We start from the raw sequence: 22138 nt of genomic DNA on the forward strand, positions 1-22138 counted from the left end.
ATTTTAAATGTTACTTTGAAGTTGATGATACCATTTTTGTTGCTTCAATATTTTAAATAAACTGAATAAACATTTTAAAATGTAATCAAGTATTGAAAAACTAAAATTATTGACACTTTTATTATTATTTTGTAATAAAATTATGCGTTGTGATACGGTTCAATTATTTTTAATCATGTAGTATGATAGAATTATTATTTATAACGTGGGGGTGACCAAAATGAATAACGAATATCCATATAGTGTAGATGAGGTATTGCATAAAGCAAAAACATATTTAGACAATGAACAATATGAATATGTATTAAAAAGTTATCACATTGCTTACCAAGCACACGAAGGACAATTTCGTAAAAACGGTTTACCATATATAATGCACCCTATTCAAGTGGCAGGTATATTAACTGAAATGCATCTCGATGGACCAACGATAGTTGCAGGTTTTTTACATGATGTGATTGAAGATACGCCGTATACTTTTGATGATGTTGAAGAAATGTTCAATGTGGAAATTGCGACAATTGTCGATGGGGTTACGAAATTAAAAAAGGTAAAATACCGTTCGAAAGAAGAGCAACAAGCTGAAAATCATCGTAAATTATTTATTGCAATTGCTAAAGATGTACGTGTCATTTTAGTAAAATTAGCTGACCGATTACATAATATGAGGACTTTGCGCGCGATGCCTCGTGAGAAACAAATTCGAATTTCAAAAGAAACATTGGAAATTTATGCACCGCTTGCCCATCGTTTAGGGATCAATACAATTAAGTGGGAATTAGAGGATATTGCATTAAGATATATTGATAATGTTCAATATTTCAGAATTGTTAATCTCATGAAAAAGAAACGAAGTGAACGTGAAGCTTATATTGAAAATGCAATTCAAAATATACGTAAAGAAATGGATATTATGGAAATTAGTGGTGAAATCAGTGGTCGCCCCAAACATATCTACAGTATTTATCGTAAAATGATGAAGCAAAAGAAACAGTTCGATCAGATTTTTGATTTGCTTGCTGTACGTGTTATCGTTAACTCTATAAAAGACTGTTACGCTGTTTTAGGACTCGTCCACACCCTTTGGAAACCGATGCCAGGTCGTTTTAAAGATTATATTGCAATGCCAAAACAAAATATGTATCAGTCATTGCATACTACTGTCGTTGGTCCGAATGGTGACCCATTAGAAATCCAAATTCGTACTTTTGAAATGCATGAAATTGCAGAGCATGGGGTTGCAGCGCATTGGGCTTATAAAGAAGGAAAACAAGTTGATAAAGATAGTGAAACGTATAATAAAAAGCTAAATTGGCTAAAAGATATTGCAGAAACTGACCATACTTCTTCTGATGCACAAGAATTTATTGAGTCACTTAAATTTGATTTGCAAAGCGATAAAGTTTACGCTTTTACACCGGCGAGTGATGTGATTGAGTTACCGTACGGCGCGGTACCGATTGATTTTGCATATGCAATTCACAGTGAAGTCGGTAATAAAATGATAGGTGCAAAAGTAAACGGTAAAATTGTTCCGATTGACTACGTTTTACAAACCGGTGATATCGTTGAAATTAGAACGAGTAAGCATTCATATGGCCCAAGTCGTGATTGGTTAAAAATCGTACGTTCATCAAGTGCTAAGAGTAAAATTAAAAGTTTCTTTAAAAAACAAGATCGCTCTTCAAATATTGAAAAAGGTAAGTTTATGGTGGAAGCTGAGCTTAAAGAGCAAGGCTTTAAACCTGACGAACTGTTAACTGAACGCAATTTAAAAATTGTAAATGATAAGTATAATTTTGCGAATGAAGATGATTTATATGCCGCAGTTGGCTTTGGTGGTGTAACATCAGCTCAAATCGTCAACAAACTTACTGAAAGAATTCGCATTGAAAACAAGCAAAAAGCGTTGAATCAAGCACAACAAGTGACGAAATCAGCACCTATTAAAGATCATATTACGACAGATTCAGGTGTATATGTTGAAGGTTTAGATAATGTTTTAATAAAGTTATCAAAATGTTGCAATCCGATACCGGGTGATAAAATATTAGGCTATATTACAAAGGGTCACGGTATTAAGGTGCACCGCACGGATTGTCCAAATATTCAAAACGAAAAAGAGCGTTTAATTGATGTGGAATGGGTCAAATCTAAAAATGCAGCTCAGAAATACCAAGTGGATTTAGAAGTCACTGCTTACGACAGAAATGGCTTATTAAATGAGGTTTTACAAGCAGTGAATAGCACCTCTAGTCAATTAATTAAAGTTGCAGGTAAATCTGATATTGATAAAAATGCTGTCATTAATTTGAGTATTATGGTAAAAAATGTACATGAAGTGTATAAAGTTGCTGATAAAATCAAACAACTCGGCGATATCTATACAGTAACACGAGTTTGGAATTAGGAGTGCTTAATTATGAGAATCGTTGTACAACGTGTGCAATCTGCTAGTGTGAAAAACAGCCAAATAGCGCGTTCTATAGATCGAGGATTATGCTTACTCGTAGGCATTGGTGAAAATGATACAAAAGCGGATGCAGATGCACTCGCTAAGAAGATTGCTAATTCTCGCATTTTTGAGGATGAAAATGGCAAATTAAACTTAAATGTCCAACAAATCGAAGGGCATATTTTGTCAATCTCACAATTTACCTTGTATGCTGATGTGCGAAAAGGTAATCGACCAGGATTTAGTAAAGCAATGTCTCCTGACGAAGCCAATGCATTATATTTATATTTTAATGAGCAATTACGCACTTATCATTTAGCTGTTGAAACAGGTCAATTTGGAACAGATATGATTGTAGATATTCAAAATGATGGACCCGTGACGATAATCTATGAAAGTATTGATGGCAAAATCCTATGAAAAAAGTAGATCAATGGTTAAAGGAAAAAAGAATCAAACCGCATAGATTTTATTTAGCGTTACTCATCTTGGCTGTTTTCATTGCAATCGTTATTTCTTTTATCTTAATTAGAGAGAGTCATACGAGCCAAATTCATGTTGTGGAAGATGCAGAAATTAGAACGGGTCCTAATGCTGCATTTCCAGTGATATATAAAGTTAAAGAAGGCGACAGTTTTGTCAAAATAGGACAAAGTGGCAAGTGGATTGAAGTTCGCTCACCAGATGGCAATGAAAAAGGTTGGATTGCTGGTTGGCATACTAATCTAGACATTAAAGAAGACGAAAACCCTTATGCTCATCCATTAAAGAACAAAGTTATCGTTCTTGATCCAGGGCACGGAGGTGGAGATCAAGGCGCTGCTAGTCAAACGGGTAAGAAAACTTTAGAAAAAAATATGACTCTAAAAACAGGTTTAGAATTAAAAGAACTGCTTGAAAAAGAAGGGGCAAAAGTCAAATTAACGCGCACTAAGGATGAGTACGTTAAATTAAAAGATAGAAATTTGAAAGGCGATGTATTTATCAGTATTCATAATGATGCCCTTGACTCACCTAATGCGAATGGCGCAACTGTTTATTGGTTCCACGAACAGCAACAAGTACTTGCGGAAACCTTAAATGCAAGTATTCAAAAGAAAGCGATATTATCTGATCGTGGTCCAAGGCAAGAAAACTATCAAGTACTACGTCAAACAGAAATGCCTGCTGTTTTACTCGAGCTTGGCTATATTAGTAATCCAACTGACGAAGTGTTGATTAGAGATGTAAATCATAGAAAGATAGTTGAAACTGCCATCGTTGATGGATTAAAAAATTATTTTTTAAGTTAACATCTTGAAACTCAACACAAAAACAGTTATGATAATGAATGAATTTTATATTTATCACCGTTAGTATTCTTGAAGTGACTTTTAGATTCCTGAAGAAATCCAGAGAGTTTATCCTAGGCTGAAAGATAAACCTTCAAGTTAAGTTTTTGAACACAAGAAGAGGTACTTTATGAAAATAAAGTCGTACAGCCAACGTTACTGGCTATAGAGTGAAGTACAATCGTGACAGTTGATTGTGCTTAATTAGGGTGGCAACACGGCTTAAAGTACGTCCCTTGTATGCAAAAGTCATACAAGGGGCTTTTTTTATTCAAAATTTGATGACTGGTGCAATCAATGATAAAGGAGAGATGAAGATGATTCACATTCCGCGTGGAACGCAAGATATATTACCTCAAGATACTTCAAAATGGCAGTATATTGAATCAAAATTAGATGAATTAATGAAACTGTATAATTATCAAGAAATTAGAACACCTATTTTTGAAAGTACAGATTTATTTGCACGTGGCGTTGGTGATTCAACTGACGTTGTGCAAAAAGAAATGTACACATTTAAAGATAAAGGGGATCGTAGTATTACATTACGACCAGAGGGAACAGCTGCTGTAGTAAGAAGTTATATCGAAAACAAAATGCAGGGCAACCCTAATCAACCTGTTAAATTGTATTATAATGGGCCGATGTTTCGTTATGAAAGAAAACAAAAAGGACGCTATCGCCAATTTAACCAATTTGGCGTTGAAGTGATTGGTGCTGAAAATCCAAGTATTGATGCTGAAGTTTTAGCATTAGTCATGCATATTTACCAATCATTTGGTTTGAAAAAACTTAAACTTGTCATTAATAGTGTTGGTGATGCAGAATCACGTAAAGAATATCAAGAAGCACTTCGCGAACATTTTAGACCTGTCATCCATAATTATTGTCAAGATTGCCAAAATCGAATTGAGACCAATCCAATGCGTATTTTAGATTGTAAAGTCGATCGCAATCAACCAGAGATGAAAACAGCACCTTCGATCATTGATTATTTAAATGATTATTCAAAATCGTATTTTGAAGAAGTGAAAGCACACTTGGATCGTTTAGGTATCCCGTATGAAGTGGATCCAACGCTTGTTCGTGGATTAGATTATTATACGCACACAGCGTTTGAATTGATGATGGATAACGAAGCGTATGATGGCGCAATTACTACGCTTTGTGGTGGTGGCCGTTACAATGGCTTGTTAGAGTTATTGGATGGACCTAAAGAAACAGGTATTGGGTTTGCATTAAGTATTGAACGTTTACTATTAGCTTTAGAAGAAGAAGGAATCGAACTTCCAGAAGAGAACCAAATTGACTTATTTATTGCAACTATGGGAGAAAAAGCTGATCGATATGCTGTAACATTACTTAATCGTTTGAGATATGATGGTATTTCAGCTGATAAAGATTATTTGTCACGTAAATTAAAAGGACAAATGAAACAAGCTGACCGTCTTAACGCAACCTATACGATCGTAATAGGGGATCAAGAACTAGAAAATGGCGAAGTTGCAGTGAAACATATGGCAACCGGGGAGTCAAAAACAATGAAATTTGAAGAAATTGAAAGCTATATTAATGGAGGCAGAAAGTAATGAACAAACGAACGACGTACTGTGGTTTAGTCACAGAAGCATATTTAGGACAAGAGATTACATTAAAAGGTTGGGTCCACAACCGTAGAGATTTAGGGGGGCTTATCTTTGTAGATGTTCGCGATAGAGAAGGCTATGTACAAGTCGTATTTAATCCTGATTTCTCTGAAGAAGCATTAAAAGTTGCTGAACGTATTCGCTCAGAATATGTTGTTGAAATAACGGGTACAGTAACGAAAAGAAATCCAGAAACGGTTAACCCTAAACTTAAAACGGGGCAAATAGAAGTACAAGCAAAATCCATTGAAATTATTAATCAATCCGAGACACCGCCATTTTCTATCAATGAAGATAACATCAATGTAGATGAAAATATTCGACTTAAATATCGCTACTTAGATTTACGACGTGAAAAGTTAGCTCAAACATTTAAAATGCGTCATCAAATTACAAAATCAATTCGTACATTTCTAGATGATCAAGGTTTTTATGATGTGGAAACGCCTGTTTTAACAAAGTCTACACCTGAAGGGGCACGTGACTACCTCGTCCCATCCCGTGTACACGAGGGTGAATTTTATGCACTTCCTCAATCACCACAGTTATTTAAACAATTGCTTATGATTAGTGGATTCGATAAATATTATCAAATTGTTAAATGTTTCCGAGATGAAGACTTACGTGCTGACCGTCAGCCTGAATTTACACAAATAGATATTGAAATGAGTTTCGTTGAACAAGAAGATGTCATTCAATTAGGCGAAGCAATGGCTAAAAAAGTTGTATCTGATGTTAAACAGGTTACTTTGACAGATGCATTTCCGCGTATGACTTATGCTGAAGCAATGGAAAGATACGGTACAGATAAGCCAGATACACGATTCGGTATGGAATTGATTGACGTTTCAGAGTTAGGTGAAGTCATGGACTTTAAAGTGTTTAAAGGTGCTGTTGAAAGTGGGGGTCAAGTGAAAGCCATCATCGTTGAAAATGGTGCTAAAGATTACACAAGAAAAGACATCGATGGTTTAACTGAATTTGTCAATATTTATGGCGCTAAAGGATTAGCATGGGTTAAAGTTGTAGAAGATGGCTTGAGTGGACCTATTGCACGATTTTTCGCAGCTGAGCATGTTGAGAAATTACAATCGCTCACAAATGCTAAAGATGGAGACCTTGTGTTATTTGTTGCTGATACAAAAGAGGTCGTTGCACAAAGTTTAGGCGCTTTACGAAATAAGTTAGGAAAGGAAAGAGGTCTGATTGATCCTGAAAAATTGAATTTCTTATGGGTTACTGACTGGCCATTACTTGAATATGATGAAGAAGCACGTCGTTATGTAGCGGCGCACCATCCATTTACTTCACCAAAAGTAGAAGATATCGAATTGTTAGAATCAGCACCTGAAAAAGCGCAAGCGCAAGCTTATGACCTCGTTTTAAATGGTTATGAATTAGGTGGCGGTTCTATACGTATTCATAATGGAGAATTACAACAAAAAATGTTTAAAGCGCTTGGCTTTTCTGATGAAGCTGCGCAAGAGCAATTCGGATTTTTATTAGATGCATTTAAATATGGCGCACCTCCACATGGGGGCATCGCATTAGGATTGGACCGTTTTGTGATGCTATTGACAGGTCGTACAAATTTACGTGATACGATCGCCTTCCCTAAAACTGCATCGGCTACAGATTTATTAACAGATGCGCCGAGTCCTGTTTCTAACCGACAATTAGATGACCTGTCTTTGCGTATTAAAAACATTTAAAATATCATTTCACAGGGTGATAAACTTATTATTTGCTAAATCACTGATTTGTGATATGATGAATTCATAAGATAGTCGTCTGCAATGTTCGTAAGTTCGCTTTTTGTATTTTGACCTAACACTCTTTGATCAGGGAGCCCAATGGGTTTTCTTGCAGCGCACACGCCTCTCAAGGAGGACTTGCAAAACAAGAAACAGGGCACCCACCTGTATATAGCAGGCCAAAATGATCAAGCATTTTCAACTACGGCATGACGGATTCTATCGGTACGCAAGACACTTTGTCTTGCGTATTTTTTATGCTTTCACATATAAATGTATAACTTAGCTATGAAGGAGATTAATATGAAACATCAATTTTCTCGTAATGAACTTGCAATCGGCCAAGAAGGATTAGACAAGTTGAAACAATCGACAGTAGCTGTATTAGGTGTTGGTGGTGTAGGTTCTTTTGCAGCAGAGGCATTGGCACGTACGAACATTGGTCACATTATTTTAATTGATAAAGATGATGTTGATATTACAAATGTGAATCGTCAAATACATGCACTGACAACAACAATTGGAAAAAGTAAAGTTGCTTTGATGGAAGAGCGCATTAAACTGATCAATCCTGACTGTAAAGTCACACCACTACATATGTTCTATACTGAAGAAACGTATGAACAATTATTTAATGACTATGATATTGATTATATTGTTGATGCAAGTGATACGATTATTTATAAAGTTCATCTTATGGAACAATGTCTTAAGAGAGGTATTAAAATTATCTCAAGCATGGGTGCTGCCAATAAAACAGATCCTACACAATTTGAAATTGCTGATATTTCAAAAACACATACAGATCCAATCGCTCGAGTAATAAGAAATAAATTAAAACAAAAAGGCATTAAAAAGGGCATCTCAGTAGTTTTCTCAGGTGAAAGTCCTATCGTGATTCGTGAAGATGTCAAAGCAGTGGTAGGCGATGCTCAAGGCAAAAATAGAAAAGCACAAATGCCACCATCTTCTAATGCATATGTACCAAGTGTCGTCGGTTTAATATGTGCAAGTTATGTTTGTAACGATATACTTAAATCTATTCCATTACAACGTATTAAAGATCGTTAAGTATAGAAATTGCACACTGAAGAAGTTAATTATATCAATTTTTTAAGTGTCATAGATAGTGATTGATGACGAGACGACTGAGGGAATAGGACGAATCGAAGTTTACTGGCTGAGGCTACCTTCTCGGAAATAGAAGCCAGACTATACAAAGTTTTATCATAATAAAGAAGCGCTAAGATGAATTATTAATAGAAAATCATCTTAGCGCTATTTATTTAGGGATTAATGTCCTAGGTGCTTTACAAATATAGTTTATGAATTAATAGTGACTAATAACACGTGAGCATTTTACTTTTGATGAAGTTGATTCTGTTGCTTTTTAATATTGTCATAAATTTGTTTGAAATGGTGTTCTGTTTTAGAAGTGTCTTTTGGCTCGTAGTATTCCCGCTTTGCTAATGAATCAGGCAAGTATTGTTGGGCGACAAAACCATTAGAGAAATCATGAGGATATTGATAACCTATCGCGCGTCCAAGAGATTTCGCGCCTTCATAGTGACCGTCTCTTAAGTAATCAGGAATTTGTCCAACATGACCTTTACGGATATCACTAAGTGCAGCATCAATAGATTTAATAGCAGAATTAGATTTTGGTGATAGGCAAAGTTCGATAACCGCTTGACTCAATGGAATTCTTGCTTCGGGAAAGCCAAGTCGTTCAGCCGCTTCGATAGCTGCGAGTGTGCGTTGTCCTGCACCAGGAGATGCTAAACCTATATCTTCATAACTAATCACTAGTAAACGTCTAGCAATCGTTGGTAAATCTCCAGCTTGAATTAAACGTGCTAAATAATGTAATGCCGCATTGACATCACTTCCGCGTATTGACTTTTGAAAGGCACTCATCACGTCATAATGCATATCACCATCCTTATCACTCAGAAAAGCCCCACGTTGGAGACAATCTTCAGCATCTTGAATTGTGATATGTGGAGGTTTCTCACTAGAACTTAGTACGGCAAGCTCTAAAGCATTTAAAGCGCTGCGTACATCACCTTGGCTCTGAGTAGCAAAATATTCAAAAGCATCGTTATCCACCTTAGGCTTATAGCTAAGTAATCCTCTCTCCTCATCTTCTAGCGCATGTGTCAACGCTACTTTGATATCGTCTTTATCAAGAGGATATAATTCAAAAATTTGTGCACGTGAGCGAATCGCAGGATTAATTGCGTGGTAGGGATTAGAAGTTGTTGCGCCTATTAATACAATTTTCCCATTTTCTAAGTGCGGTAATAAAAAATCTTGCTTCGCTTTATCCAATCTATGGATTTCATCCAATAACAAAATGACTTGTCCGGACATTTTTGCTTCTTCAACGATCATTTGCATATCTTTTTTAGTATTAGTCACAGCATTCAGTTGTCTAAATTTAAATGCGGTACTTCCCGCAATAGCTTGAGCAATACTCGTTTTTCCTATGCCAGGAGGACCATAAAAAATCATAGAAGACAGTCTTTTTGCATTCACCATGCGTCGAATAATCCCTTTTTCGCCAACGAGATGCTTTTGTCCTATCACTTCATCTATATTTCTAGGTCTCATTCTCGAAGCTAACGGTTCGGTTAACATCTTTATCCCTCCGTTAAGATTTGTTTTGTACTCTGATTGCATTGGTATTATAATAATATAAATAATGATAAAATCAAACTAAATCGGATTATATAAGGTGAGGTAAAAATATGAAAATATCGACTAAAGGAAGATATGGTTTAACATTAATGATTGCCTTAGCAAAACGTCAAGGGACTGGGTGTGTGTCGCTTAAAACAATTGCTGAAGAAAATCATTTGAGTGATTTATATTTAGAACAACTTGTAGGCCCTTTGCGTAATGCAGGCTTAATTAGAAGCGTTAGAGGTGCAAAAGGGGGCTACGAGTTAAAAATGCCCGCAAATGAAATTACAGCGGGGGATATCATTCGTTTATTAGAAGGGCCACTGACTATTGTTGAACGAATGGAATCAGAACCACCTGCCCAGCAACAACTGTGGTTACGAATGAGAAATGCTGTTAAAGAGGTCCTTGATCAAACAACGTTACAATCTTTAGCAGATGATAAAGATAGAGACGAACTCGAAGGCTATATGTTCTATATTTAAAATACGATTTAATCGACGTTATTCTAAGGAGGCTACAAATTATGGAACAGTTTCAATTAAGAGACGGTAATTATATTGATCAATTGGGCTTTGGGACATATAAATTGAATGGCACTCAAGGTGCACATGCGATAACTGAAGCACTCAAGTTAGGATATCGTGTATTAGACACAGCATATAACTATGAAAATGAGGGTGCCGTTGGTAAAGCAATACAAAATAGTCAAGTAGGTAGAGATCAAATTTATGTGACTTCGAAATTACCAGGCCGTTATCAAAAAGAGGCAGATGTTTATGAAACCATTCAAGAGTCACTTTATCGCCTTCATTTAGATTACATTGATTTGTATTTAATTCATTGGCCAAATCCAAAGCAAGGCTTATTCGTTGAGGCTTGGAATGCAATGATTGCAGCACAAAAAGCAGGTTTAATACGTCAAATTGGTGTGTGTAATTTCTTGCCGGAGCATATAGAACAGCTTGAAAAAGAAACAGGTGTAATGCCTGTCGTCAACCAAATTGAGTTACATCCTTACTTTAACCAAAAAGAGATGATTCAATTTCATCAGCAAAAAGGGATTTTGACTCAAGCTTGGAGTCCTTTAGGCCGGGATAACGGCGTTATGGAAGAAACGATTTTACGACAACTAGCCGAAAAATATGATAAAACACCAGCGCAAATTATTTTAAAATGGCATATTCAAAATGGTGTAATGCCAATACCAAAAGCGACATCATCTCAACGTCAGAAAGAAAACTTAAATGTGTTTAATTTCTATATTACAGATGAAGACATCCAATTAATTAATCAATTAACTAAAAAAGATGGAAGACGAAAAGGACAACATCCAGCTGTTTACGAAGAATTTTAATGACGATGTTTAAATTCCATGATTTGTGGAATAAATAGAGTAGTTATTAATAAAGGAGGCCTTTAAATGTCAAATAGTGAAAATAAATTTGAACAAGCAAAAGGTAACGTTAAAGAAACAGTAGGAAATGTAACAGATAATAAGTCACTTGAAAATGAAGGTAAAGGTGACAAAGCTTCAGGTAAAGCTAAAGAAGCCATTGATAACGTTAAAGAAAAAGCTAAAGACGCTTTAAACAAGTTTACTGGCGACGATAAATAAGAATCTAATTAAACATTTTCATATAAATAAGCTTCCAAGGGAAACCTCGGAAGCTTATTTTTTGTGAAATATTAGATAGACGTTTCTATTCAATATCTACAAAAATGATACAAATTGCAGTTGAATCTTATTGTTGATTTCTTTCATCCATTACTTCTTTAAAATACTGATATGAACGGTGTTGTAGTTTTGTATCATAAATATAACTAACTGCCATAATCTCATCAATTTCTCCATACTGTTCAATAAAGGCATCTAATTGCTGATTAACTGAAGCTTTATCTCCAATAATGGAATCTTGTAAACGTGCTTTTGCAAGAGCGACTTCACGAGGTGATAAAACATCACCCAAATCGTCTATTGGTGGTTGCATTTTACGCATACGTCCATTTAAAATGCTTGCAAAAACTTGCGCTTGTGTTGTAGCTAAATATTGTGATTCTTCAAAAGTATCGGCAACTATAACATTTAAAGCAACAATAATGTAAGGTTCTTTTAAATAGGCTGAAGGTTGGAAGAGTTCTTTGTATATTGCAAGAGCTTCTTTCATTTGTTGTGGTGCAAAATGCCCAGCGAAAACATAAGGTAACCCTTCTCGAGCAGCTACATGTGCTGAATCGGTAGATGATCCTAAAATATACAGCGGCACATTTTTATTAACAGCGGGAATCGCTTTAACGTATCCTTGATTGGAATCGGGTCCAAAATATTTCAATAATTGTTGAACTTCTTCAGGAAATTTATACACACCATCATGTTGATCCCTTCTTAAGGCGCTAGCTGTTGCCATATCCGTTCCTGGTGCTCGTCCTAAACCAAGATCGACACGGTCTCCATATATCGTTTTTAGTGTTCCAAATTGTTCGGCAACAATTAATGGTGCATGATTAGGCAACATAATACCACCTGAACCGATTCTCATGTGCGTTGTTTGGCTTAATGCATGCTGAATAAGTATCGCGGTTGCTGAACTGACTAAATTTGGAGCATTGTGATGTTCTGCAATCCACAAACGTTCATATTCTTGTTGCTCAAGATGCTTAGCAAGATCGACCATTTGCTCAATTGCATCTATATCAGAACTGCCTTCACGTATAGGAACAAGATTTAAGGCAGAGTATTTCATTTGTTTTGTCATATCTAAAACACTCCTTTTCAGAATAGAGTATAACATTTTCTAAATAGTGAACTCATGAAAACTGCTTAATGCTATCGTTGAACTCTCTTGTTTTAAAGATTACAATGAAGATAAAACAACGTGAAATCAGTAAAACGACGTACTAGAATTTTTATACCGCAAATGCTAAAATAGGAACATTGATTATGAGAAAGGATTGACGTGATTATGGGCGTATATGCAGATTATGCTGCAACAACACCTGTTAAACCAGAAGTTGTTGATAAAATGATGACCGTCTACCAAACGCATTTTGGTAACCCTTCATCTATTCATTCACAAGGACGTGATGCGAGAAGCTTGCTTGATGCATCTCGACGTACGGTAGCAAACTATTTAAATGCACAACCCAATGAAGTTGTATTTACGAGTGGTGCAACTGAATCCAATAACACAATCATCAAAGGCATCGCATACGCAAATCAATATAAGGGTAAACATCTGATTACAACAAAAATCGAGCATCATTCTGTGTTGAACGTTTTTGAGTACTTAGAACAACAAGGATTCGAAGTTACTTATTTAGATGTAACGCCTGAGGGCCTAGTTGATATCGAGCAATTGCGTAAAAGTTTGCGAGAGGACACGACGCTTGTGTCGATTATGTTTGTTAATAATGAAGTTGGCACAGTTCAACACGTATATGATATTCAGCAAGTGCTGGCACCTTATCAAGCGTATTTTCATATGGATGCTGTACAAGCTGTAGGACATTTGCCGATTGATGTAGAAGATTTAAAGGTAGACGCGCTCAGTATGACTGCACATAAATTTGGGGGACCCAAAGGCGTCGGTGTACTTTATATTAAAAATGGGACACGTGTTACTTTTTCTCAATTAGGCGGAGAACAAGAAACAAAAAGGAGAGCTGGAACTGAAAACTTAGCACAAATCGTTGGGTTAGCAGAAGCGCTCAAAATTGCGGAATCATCACGTGATGATAACAATGTACATCTAGCACAATTACGTGAGCATTTACTTGTTGCGCTTCAAGATCGTGCTATCCCTTTTGAATACAATGGCTCTATGATTGACAGTACAAATCATATTATTAACTTATACTTTCCGTTTATAGATGTAGAAACGTTACTTACTTTGCTAGATCTTGCTGGCATTTATGTATCATCTGGTTCGGCATGTACCGCAGGATCCACTATACCCTCACATGTGCTGTTAGCAATGTTTGGGGAAAATAGTCCAAGAGTGAATCAATCCGTTCGCATTAGTATCAACGAACAATTGACTGCTAGAGATATGCAATTGATTGCAACTGAAATTCAAAAAATCTATTTAAAATTTAAGGAGGAAAATACGTGACAAATCAAAATACACGTGTAGTAGTGGGGATGTCAGGCGGCGTAGATAGTTCTGTGACAGCCCATTTACTCAAAGAGCAAGGTTACGATGTAATCGGTATTTTTATGAAAAACTGGGATGATACTGATGAGAATGGCGTATGTACTGCCACTGAAGATTATAATGATGTGATTGCTGTATGTAACCAAATCGGTATTCCTTATTATGCTGTCAACTTTGAAAAAGAATATTGGGACAAGGTGTTCACTTATTTCTTAGATGAATATAAAAAAGGACGCACACCTAATCCTGATGTCATGTGTAATAAAGAAATCAAATTCAAAGCATTTTTAGAGCATGCATTAAAGCTTGGCGCTGATTATGTGGCAACAGGACACTATGCGCGCGTAAGAAGAAATGATGACGGTTCAGTAGAAATGCTTAGAGGTGTAGATAATAATAAAGACCAAACTTATTTCTTAAATCAATTAACAAATCAACAATTAGAGAAAGTTATGTTTCCAATTGGTGATATAGATAAGAAAAAAGTACGAGAAATTGCTTTAGAACAAGATTTGGCAACGGCTAAGAAAAAAGATTCTACTGGCATTTGCTTCATTGGTGAACGTAATTTTAAAACATTTTTATCTCAATATTTACCGGCACAACCTGGTGAAATGCAAACTTTAACAGGTGCGAAAAAAGGTCAACACACGGGTTTAATGTACTATACAATTGGTCAAAGACACGGACTTGGTATTGGCGGAGACGGAGAGCCTTGGTTTGTAGTAGGTAAAAACTTAGAACAAAATATTTTATATGTTGAACAAGGATTCCACCATGATGCTTTATATAGCGATTATTTAATTGCTTCAGATGTATCCTTTGTAAATCAAGTTGATCTGTCAGTTCCACTTAAATGTACAGCAAAATTTAGATACCGACAACAAGACATTGGCGTGACCGTTACAGCGCACTCAGAAGATGCTATCAAAGTCACATTTGACACTCCTGTTCGTGCCATCACACCTGGCCAAGCCGTTGTTCTCTATGATGGGGAAGTTTGCTTAGGTGGTGCAACGATTGACGATGTATACAAAAATGAAAGACAGCTTGATTACGTTGTATAAGAAAAGGTGAAATTATGGATCAAGAAAAAATTCATCAATTAATAAAAGAAGGCAAATATGAAGACGCGTTACAAGCGAGCTTTGATAATATTGAAGCGCATCCAGAAGAAGTAGAAAACTATATCAATTCAGGGATACTACTTGCTGAAGCGGGTGAAGTCGAAAAAGCAGAACGGTTTTTCCAGAAGGCCATTACGATTAATCCGAATCATGGTGTGATTTACTACAATCTAGCTAATGTGTATTTTAATGAAGCGCGATATCAAGAAGCCATTAAATTATATCAACAAGCCATGTCGAATGAATTAAATAATAAAGACACCAATTATATGCTTGGTCGTTCTTTTATTGAATTAGATGCGAAAAAACAAGCATTACCATATTTAATGCGTGCTGCTGAATTAGATACTGAATTTGAAGATATAGAGGTACAATTTCAATTTGCATTATTAATGTGTGACTTAGAAATGTTTGAGCAAGCTGTGCCAGTTCTGAATCAAATTTTAGAAAAAGACAATCGTCATGCAGATGCGCAATATAATCTTACGTTAGCATTATTTATGCTAAATGGTAATGTTGAAGCGGCAATTCAAGGTTTTGAACGTGCAATCACAATGGATGAAAATCATTTGTTAAGTCATCATGCAATTAAAACGTTTCGTTCTATACAAGATAAGGAGGACTAATGATGGATAATCCAACACTGTTTGATCAAACCTATGTAAAAGGAACAGTTGAAATGATATTGTTCCAAAATAACGAAAACTACTATACAGTGCTGAAAGTCGATGTACAAGAATCAAATGGCGACTTCGATGACATGGTCACAGTCGTTGGATATTTTCCTAATATGGTCGAAGATGAAACGTATCTGTTTAAAGGAAGCGTTGTCCAACATCCAAAGTATGGTAAACAGTTAAAAGCCGAAACTTTCCAGAAAGAAATTCCCCAAACTAAAGATGCAGTAATTGCATATTTATCAAGCGACTTATTCAAAGGTATTGGTAAAAAAACAGCAGAACTGATTGTCGAAACAATTGGAGAAAATGCGATTAATGAAATATTGAAAGATAATCAAGTCATTGAAAAGGTGCCAAAACTTTCTAAAAAGAAGCAAGAACAAATTGTGCAGCAAATTATCTCCAATCAAGAAAGTGAACAAGTGATGATACGCCTCAATGAATTAGGATTTGGTTCAAAATTAGCGATGGATATTTATAAATTTTATCAACATGAAACGCTCAATGTATTAGATCAAAATCCCTATCAATTGGTTTACGATATTAAGGGGGTTGGTTTTCAAAAAGCGGACCAACTTGCACAACAGTTAGGTATTCATCCGAATCATCCTGATCGTCTAAAAGCAGGACTATTATTCTTGGTTGAAGAAACTTGTATTAAACAAGGCCATACGTACTTACCACAAGAGGCACTTATCAATGAGACCATACAACTTCTTTCTAAAAATGAGGGTGAAGACGTTCGTTATGAAGCCATTGAAGACATCATGGCGCAATTGACCGAAGAAAAAAAGTTAATAGAAGTTGATCACATGATTGCCATACCAAGTCTGTATTATTCTGAAATTAAAAGTACACAAAATTTATTCAGAGTTTATAGTCATAATGAAGCACTGACGCAATTTGAACGTTCGGATATTCAACTGCATATTGGTGAAATAGAAGAGATGAATGAAGTCCATTACGCTGCCTCTCAAAAAGAAGCGTTAGAATGCGCAATCAATCATAAAGTTATGTTATTAACAGGCGGTCCAGGAACAGGGAAAACAACGGTTATTAAAGGTATTGTTCAACTTTATTCAGAGATTCATGGTGTGTCCCTTGATTATGATGATTACCATAATAACGACTATCCTATTGTTTTAGCAGCGCCAACAGGTCGTGCGTCGAAACGATTACATGAATCAACGGGCTTAGAAGCCATGACGATACATCGTTTAATAGGATGGAATCAAGAAACGAAGCCTGATGATATTTTGGATAATGAAATTAATGCCAAACTGATTATTATAGATGAGATGTCTATGGTGGATACTTGGTTATTCCATCAATTTATGGCTGCCGTGCCGTTAGACGCACAAATCATTTTTGTTGGTGATGAAGACCAGTTACCATCCGTTGGTCCGGGGCAAATTTTTAAAGACCTCATAGATTCAAATGTGCTACCTAGAATTAACTTAACTGAAGTATACCGACAACAAGAGGGATCGAGTATTATAGAACTTGCCCACAAAATGAAACTAGGTGAGCCTGTTGATATTACACAGCGTTTCCATGACCGTTCTTTTATACCCTGTAGCACCGAACAGATACCTGATGTCGTTGAAAAGGTTGTAAATAATGCAGTCCAAAAAGGATATACGATGGCTGACATTCAAGTTTTAGCACCTATGTATAGAGGAAATGCTGGTATTAAAAGATTAAATCAAATATTACAATCTATTCTTAATCCAGTTCAAGATAAGTCTAAACGAGAAATTGAATTTGGTGATGTGATTTATCGTAAAGGCGATAAAGTATTACAACTTATCAATAGACCGAATGACAATATTTTTAATGGTGATATTGGTATTATTGTCGGCATATTTTGGGCGAAAGAAAACGCCCTTAACAAAGATGTCGTTGTAGTAGATTATGATGGTAATGAAATCACATATATGAAATCTGATTTAACGGAACTCACACATGCTTATTGTACCTCTATTCATAAAGCGCAAGGTTCAGAATTTCCAATTGTGCTTATGCCGATTGTCAAGCAGTATTATCGAATGCTTCAAAAGCCGATTCTTTATACGGGGCTGACACGCGCTAAACAATCTCTTGTGTTTTTAGGCGATTCAGAAGCCTTCAATATGGGGCTAGCTACAGAGGGTAAGGCACGTTTAACACAATTATATTCGTTTTTAACACAATATTTTAACAACGAAACCGATGAAAATAATCAAGGCGATCAAGATGACTTACCAATAGAATTGACCGAAGCAACCATGTTTAAAATCAATCCTATGATTAATATGGGCGAAGTCACACCATACGATTTTCTTGAAATTGACAAAGCTTAATTCTTTTTTATATAATCATATTAAGTTCACATGCATAGCCGAGTAGGTGTTAATTGATTTTTAAAGAGACGTACTGTTGCTGGAAAAGTACGAGTCGTTACATCGAACGCTACTATGTATCATTAATAATAAAAACAAAGAGTGATAGTATGGATTCATACTGTAACTAGGGTGGTACCGCGAACATTCGTCCCTTTCTGCGACGAATGTTTTTTTGTATTTATGAAATGAGGAGTTGTAAAGATGAAAAACTTAAAAGCTAGTGATATTAGACAAATGTATATTGATTTCTTTGTGGAAAAAGGGCATATGGTTGAACCATCAGCTCCCCTTGTACCCATTGATGATGATTCTCTGTTATGGATTAATTCAGGGGTAGCCACTTTGAAAAAATATTTTGATGGCCGTGAAATACCCAAAAAGCCACGTATCGTTAATGCACAAAAATCTATTCGTACAAACGATATCGAAAATGTAGGTTTTACAGCCCGTCACCATACATTTTTTGAAATGCTTGGAAACTTTTCAATTGGGGATTATTTTAAAAAAGAAGCGATTGCGTTTGCTTGGGAGTTTTTAACGAGTCCGAAATGGATGGCAATGGAACCTGAAAAACTTTATGTGACAATTCATCCTGAAGATACGGAAGCATATGATTTTTGGTCTAATCTTATAGGTTTATCGGAAGATCGCATTATCCGAATTGAAGGGAATTTCTGGGATATTGGGGAAGGGCCATCTGGACCTAATACTGAAATATTTTATGACCGTGGAGAGGCATATGGACAAGATGATCCAGCTGAAGAAATGTACCCTGGTGGAGAAAACGAACGTTATTTAGAAGTATGGAATTTAGTGTTCAGTGAGTATAATCACAATAAAGACCATACTTATACACCACTACCAAGTAAAAATATTGATACCGGCATGGGATTAGAGCGTATGGCATCGATTTCCCAAAATGTACGTACAAACTATGAAACAGACTTATTTATTCCAATCATTGCAGAAGTTGAAGCTGTTTCAGGAAAAAAATATCTTGTCAATGCGCAACACGATGTTGCATTTAAAGTGATTGCAGACCATATACGTACGATTGCTTTCGCTATTTCTGATGGTGCACTTCCAGCGAATGAAGGACGCGGTTATGTATTGCGCCGTTTATTACGTCGTGCTGTTCGCTTTAGTCAGTCATTAGACATCAATAAACCTTTTATGTATCAACTTGTCGACATTGTGGCAGAAATTATGGAACCTTATTATCCAAATGTTAAAGAAAAGGCAGATTTTATTGCGCGTGTCATTAAATCTGAAGAAGAGCGTTTTCATGAAACACTCGAAGAAGGTCTTTCTATACTTAATCAGTTCATTGAGACTGCGAAAGCATCAGATCGTATCATCAATGGTGAAGATGCTTTCAAATTATATGATACGTACGGTTTCCCAATCGAATTAACAGAGGAAATTGCCGTAAACGAAGGCTTGCAAATTGATATGGATGCATTTGAATCTCATATGGATGCACAACGTGAACGTGCAAGAAAAGCGAGACAAAATAATCAATCAATGCAAGTTCAAAGTGAAGTCTTAAAAGCAATTAAAACGCCAAGTCAATTTTTAGGATATGAAACATTTGAAACAGACGCGGTGATTACCGATATCATTTTAGATGGTGCACGTGTAAGTTCTGCAGATACCGGTGAAACAGTACATTTCATTCTCAATCAAACACCGTTTTATGCTGTAAGTGGTGGACAAGTTGCTGATAAAGGTGTAATTACAAATGACCATTTCGAAATCGCTGTTACAGACGTGATTAAAGCACCAAATGGGCAGCACTTACACACAGGTATTGTTCAATTTGGTGAAGTACAAGAAGCAGCAAATGTTACAGCTAAAGTGAACAGCCAAGCGAGAAATGCGATTATGAAAAACCATAGTGCAACGCATTTACTACATGCTGCATTAAAAACTGTGTTAGGCGAACATGTCAATCAAGCAGGTTCGCTCGTGGACAGTGAGCGACTTCGCTTCGATTTTTCACATATTGCACCTATGACACAAGAAGAAATCGAACGTGTGGAACAACTCGTTAATGAGGAAATTTGGAATAGCATTAATGTAGATATTCAAGAGATGAATATTGAAGATGCAAAAGCTAGAGGCGCTATGGCACTATTTGGAGAAAAATACGGTGATGTTGTTCGTGTCGTTGATATGAGCCCATTTTCAATTGAACTTTGCGGTGGAACACATGTGAATAACACTTCTGAAATTGGACTCTTTAAAATTACAAGTGAGTCCGGAACAGGCGCTGGTGTCAGACGTATTGAAGCTGTTACAGGACAAAAAGCATTCTTGTATTTAGAACAATATCTCGCACGCTTTAATGAAATCAAAGCTTTAGTCAAAGCAAAATCAGATGAACAAGTTTCAGAAAAAATTGAGCAATTGCAACATAATGAAAAAGATTTACAACGTACGATTGAAGAAAAAAATAAAGCACTCAACCAACTCAAAATGGGCGATATTAAGAGCCAAGTTGAGCAAATCAATGAATTCCCTGTACTGATTACAGAAGTTGAAGTTGATAATGCAAAAGCAATTCGAACAACAATGGATGATTTTAAATCCAAACTCCAAGATACGATTATCATTTTAGCAAGTGATGTTGGAGGCAAAGTTTCATTGATTGCAACAGTGCCAAAACAGTATACAAATCGCGTTAAAGCTGGCGACTTGATTAAACATCTTGCACCTGAAGTGGGTGGTAAAGGTGGCGGTCGTCCGGACATGGCCCAAGGCGGTGGCACACAACCTGAAAAGATAACAGAAGCATTACAATTTATTAAAAACTATATTAAATCCTTATAATGCAATTAGGTTTCATGTAAAATGGAAGTGTAATCTATTATGGTTTAAGGAGTGTTAAAACTATGGCAAATTTTGATAAAACAATGAAATTCAACTATGAAGATATTCCAAAAGAAAACGTCGAAACGGTTTTAAACAATGTCTATCATACCCTAGAAGAACGTGGTTACAACGCTGTCAATCAAATCGTAGGATACTTATTATCTGGAGATCCTGCATATATACCACGTCATAATGAAGCGAGAAATCAAATTAGACACATCGATCGTGATGATATTATGGAAGAGCTCGTCTCTTATTATTTACAAAACCATAATAAGAAAGACCATGCTTAAACATAAAATTATTGGGTTAGATGTAGGCAGTCGTACTGTCGGCATCGCAATTAGTGATCTAATGGGATGGACAGCACAAGGTTTAGATACACTCCAAATTAACGAAGAAGAAAATCAGCTCGGAATTGAAACCTTAATTGACATTATTAAAAAAGAAAATGTGGGTACTGTAGTCATTGGTTTACCAAAAAATATGAACAATACAATCGGATTTCGAGGAGAAGCATCATTAAAATATAAAGAAGCTTTAGCTGAACAAATGCCAGAGTTAGAAATTGTGATGTGGGATGAGCGATTAAGCACGATGGCAGCTGAACGCTCACTCCTTGAAGCTGATGTATCAAGACAAAAACGTAAAAAAGTTATTGATAAAATGGCGGCTGTATTCATTTTACAAGGCTATTTAGACAGAATTAATTAAGGAGAGCTAAAATATGACAAACGAAAACCATAATCAAGAAATAGAAATTAAAAATGATGAAACATTATTAACACTCTATGATGAAGAAGGTAATGAAGTTCTATATCGTAAAATGTTAGAATTTTACCACCCTGGATTTGAAAAAGAATACGTGATTCTAGCTGAAGAAGGCGCACAAGCGGATGATGATGACTTAATCGAGCTTGTACCGATGATTAATGAGCCTGATGATTCTGGTGAAGGTGGACGTTTCTTACCTGTAGAAACAGATGAAGAGTGGGACATGATTGAAGAAATTGTCAACACAAATATGGAAGATCCTGAAGTTTAGTCT

The 22138-nt window shown here is 36.0% G+C and carries 19 protein-coding genes and 1 other RNA gene; 18 read left to right on the forward strand and 2 right to left on the reverse strand.

Annotated features, from left to right (window positions below):
• The first annotated feature begins 220 nt into the window (after nucleotides 1-220).
• From CD118_RS05730 to CD118_RS05760, 7 genes are all read left to right on the forward strand, one after another.
• A complete protein-coding gene (locus tag CD118_RS05730) occupies nucleotides 221-2410 on the forward strand; it encodes a RelA/SpoT family protein (protein ID WP_103356378.1) in 2190 nt (729 codons plus the stop codon).
• Nucleotides 2411-2422: 12 nt separating this feature from the next.
• Nucleotides 2423-2875, forward strand: a complete 453-nt coding sequence (dtd, locus tag CD118_RS05735) for a D-aminoacyl-tRNA deacylase (protein WP_050330739.1) — start codon at nucleotides 2423-2425, stop codon at nucleotides 2873-2875.
• Complete coding sequence (locus tag CD118_RS05740; RefSeq protein ID WP_060829807.1) at nucleotides 2872-3747, forward strand: N-acetylmuramoyl-L-alanine amidase family protein; 876 nt, start codon at nucleotides 2872-2874, stop codon at nucleotides 3745-3747. Before dtd ends, CD118_RS05740 begins: the two co-directional genes overlap by 4 nt.
• 356 nt (nucleotides 3748-4103) lie before the next feature.
• Nucleotides 4104-5375, forward strand: a complete 1272-nt coding sequence (gene hisS / locus CD118_RS05745; RefSeq protein WP_050346217.1) for a histidine--tRNA ligase — start codon at nucleotides 4104-4106, stop codon at nucleotides 5373-5375.
• Nucleotides 5375-7144: an aspartate--tRNA ligase gene (aspS, locus tag CD118_RS05750; RefSeq protein ID WP_060829808.1), complete on the forward strand. Its 1770-nt coding sequence runs from the start codon at nucleotides 5375-5377 to the stop codon at nucleotides 7142-7144. Before hisS ends, aspS begins: the two co-directional genes overlap by 1 nt.
• 73 nt (nucleotides 7145-7217) lie before the next feature.
• A non-coding RNA gene (ssrS, locus tag CD118_RS05755) (6S RNA) lies at nucleotides 7218-7409 on the forward strand.
• 80 nt (nucleotides 7410-7489) lie between these two features.
• A complete protein-coding gene (locus tag CD118_RS05760) occupies nucleotides 7490-8257 on the forward strand; it encodes a tRNA threonylcarbamoyladenosine dehydratase (protein WP_060829809.1) in 768 nt (255 codons plus the stop codon).
• Nucleotides 8258-8545: 288 nt separating this feature from the next.
• On the opposite strand, the gene CD118_RS05765 is transcribed toward CD118_RS05760, so the two are convergent.
• Nucleotides 8546-9826: a replication-associated recombination protein A gene (locus CD118_RS05765; protein WP_103356379.1), complete on the reverse strand. Its 1281-nt coding sequence runs from the start codon at nucleotides 9824-9826 to the stop codon at nucleotides 8546-8548.
• A 110-nt stretch (nucleotides 9827-9936) separates the two neighbouring features.
• On the opposite strand from CD118_RS05765, the gene cymR reads away from it, so the two are divergent.
• The 3 genes from cymR (at nucleotide 9937) to CD118_RS05780 (ending at nucleotide 11489) form a co-directional block, all read left to right on the forward strand.
• A complete protein-coding gene (cymR, locus tag CD118_RS05770) occupies nucleotides 9937-10356 on the forward strand; it encodes a cysteine metabolism transcriptional regulator CymR (RefSeq protein WP_050330743.1) in 420 nt (139 codons plus the stop codon).
• Between the two features lie 41 nt (nucleotides 10357-10397).
• Complete coding sequence (locus CD118_RS05775) at nucleotides 10398-11228, forward strand: aldo/keto reductase (RefSeq protein WP_060829811.1); 831 nt, start codon at nucleotides 10398-10400, stop codon at nucleotides 11226-11228.
• 66 nt (nucleotides 11229-11294) lie between these two features.
• A complete protein-coding gene (locus CD118_RS05780; RefSeq protein WP_016425257.1) occupies nucleotides 11295-11489 on the forward strand; it encodes a CsbD family protein in 195 nt (64 codons plus the stop codon).
• 127 nt (nucleotides 11490-11616) lie between these two features.
• Here CD118_RS05780 and CD118_RS05785 read toward each other — a convergent pair whose 3' ends face one another.
• Nucleotides 11617-12627, reverse strand: a complete 1011-nt coding sequence (locus tag CD118_RS05785; protein WP_050330745.1) for an LLM class flavin-dependent oxidoreductase — start codon at nucleotides 12625-12627, stop codon at nucleotides 11617-11619.
• Between the two features lie 207 nt (nucleotides 12628-12834).
• On the opposite strand from CD118_RS05785, the gene CD118_RS05790 reads away from it, so the two are divergent.
• The 8 genes from CD118_RS05790 (at nucleotide 12835) to CD118_RS05825 (ending at nucleotide 22135) form a co-directional block, all read left to right on the forward strand.
• The gene (locus CD118_RS05790) at nucleotides 12835-13983 is read left to right on the forward strand and encodes a cysteine desulfurase family protein (protein ID WP_050330746.1); all 1149 of its coding nucleotides are present in this window, start codon (nucleotides 12835-12837) and stop codon (nucleotides 13981-13983) included.
• A complete protein-coding gene (gene mnmA / locus CD118_RS05795; RefSeq protein ID WP_103356380.1) occupies nucleotides 13980-15092 on the forward strand; it encodes a tRNA 2-thiouridine(34) synthase MnmA in 1113 nt (370 codons plus the stop codon). Before CD118_RS05790 ends, mnmA begins: the two co-directional genes overlap by 4 nt.
• A 14-nt stretch (nucleotides 15093-15106) precedes the next feature.
• The gene (locus CD118_RS05800) at nucleotides 15107-15778 is read left to right on the forward strand and encodes a tetratricopeptide repeat protein (protein WP_060829813.1); all 672 of its coding nucleotides are present in this window, start codon (nucleotides 15107-15109) and stop codon (nucleotides 15776-15778) included.
• Nucleotides 15779-15780: 2 nt separating this feature from the next.
• Nucleotides 15781-18174 (forward strand): SF1B family DNA helicase RecD2, encoded by a 2394-nt coding sequence (gene recD2, locus CD118_RS05805; RefSeq protein ID WP_103356381.1) that lies wholly within the window; start codon nucleotides 15781-15783, stop codon nucleotides 18172-18174.
• Nucleotides 18175-18417: 243 nt separating this feature from the next.
• Nucleotides 18418-21048: an alanine--tRNA ligase gene (alaS, locus tag CD118_RS05810; protein WP_103356382.1), complete on the forward strand. Its 2631-nt coding sequence runs from the start codon at nucleotides 18418-18420 to the stop codon at nucleotides 21046-21048.
• A gap of 62 nt (nucleotides 21049-21110) precedes the next feature.
• Nucleotides 21111-21383, forward strand: coding sequence for an IreB family regulatory phosphoprotein (locus tag CD118_RS05815; protein ID WP_016425249.1), 273 nt, complete (start codon nucleotides 21111-21113; stop codon nucleotides 21381-21383).
• A complete protein-coding gene (gene ruvX, locus CD118_RS05820; RefSeq protein WP_050330751.1) occupies nucleotides 21376-21804 on the forward strand; it encodes a Holliday junction resolvase RuvX in 429 nt (142 codons plus the stop codon). The genes CD118_RS05815 and ruvX overlap by 8 nt, the downstream gene beginning before the upstream one ends.
• A gap of 13 nt (nucleotides 21805-21817) precedes the next feature.
• Nucleotides 21818-22135: a DUF1292 domain-containing protein gene (locus CD118_RS05825; protein ID WP_050330752.1), complete on the forward strand. Its 318-nt coding sequence runs from the start codon at nucleotides 21818-21820 to the stop codon at nucleotides 22133-22135.
• Nucleotides 22136-22138 lie beyond the last annotated feature (3 nt).

Source organism: Staphylococcus coagulans, assembly GCF_002901995.1.
GTDB lineage: Bacteria > Bacillota > Bacilli > Staphylococcales > Staphylococcaceae > Staphylococcus > Staphylococcus coagulans.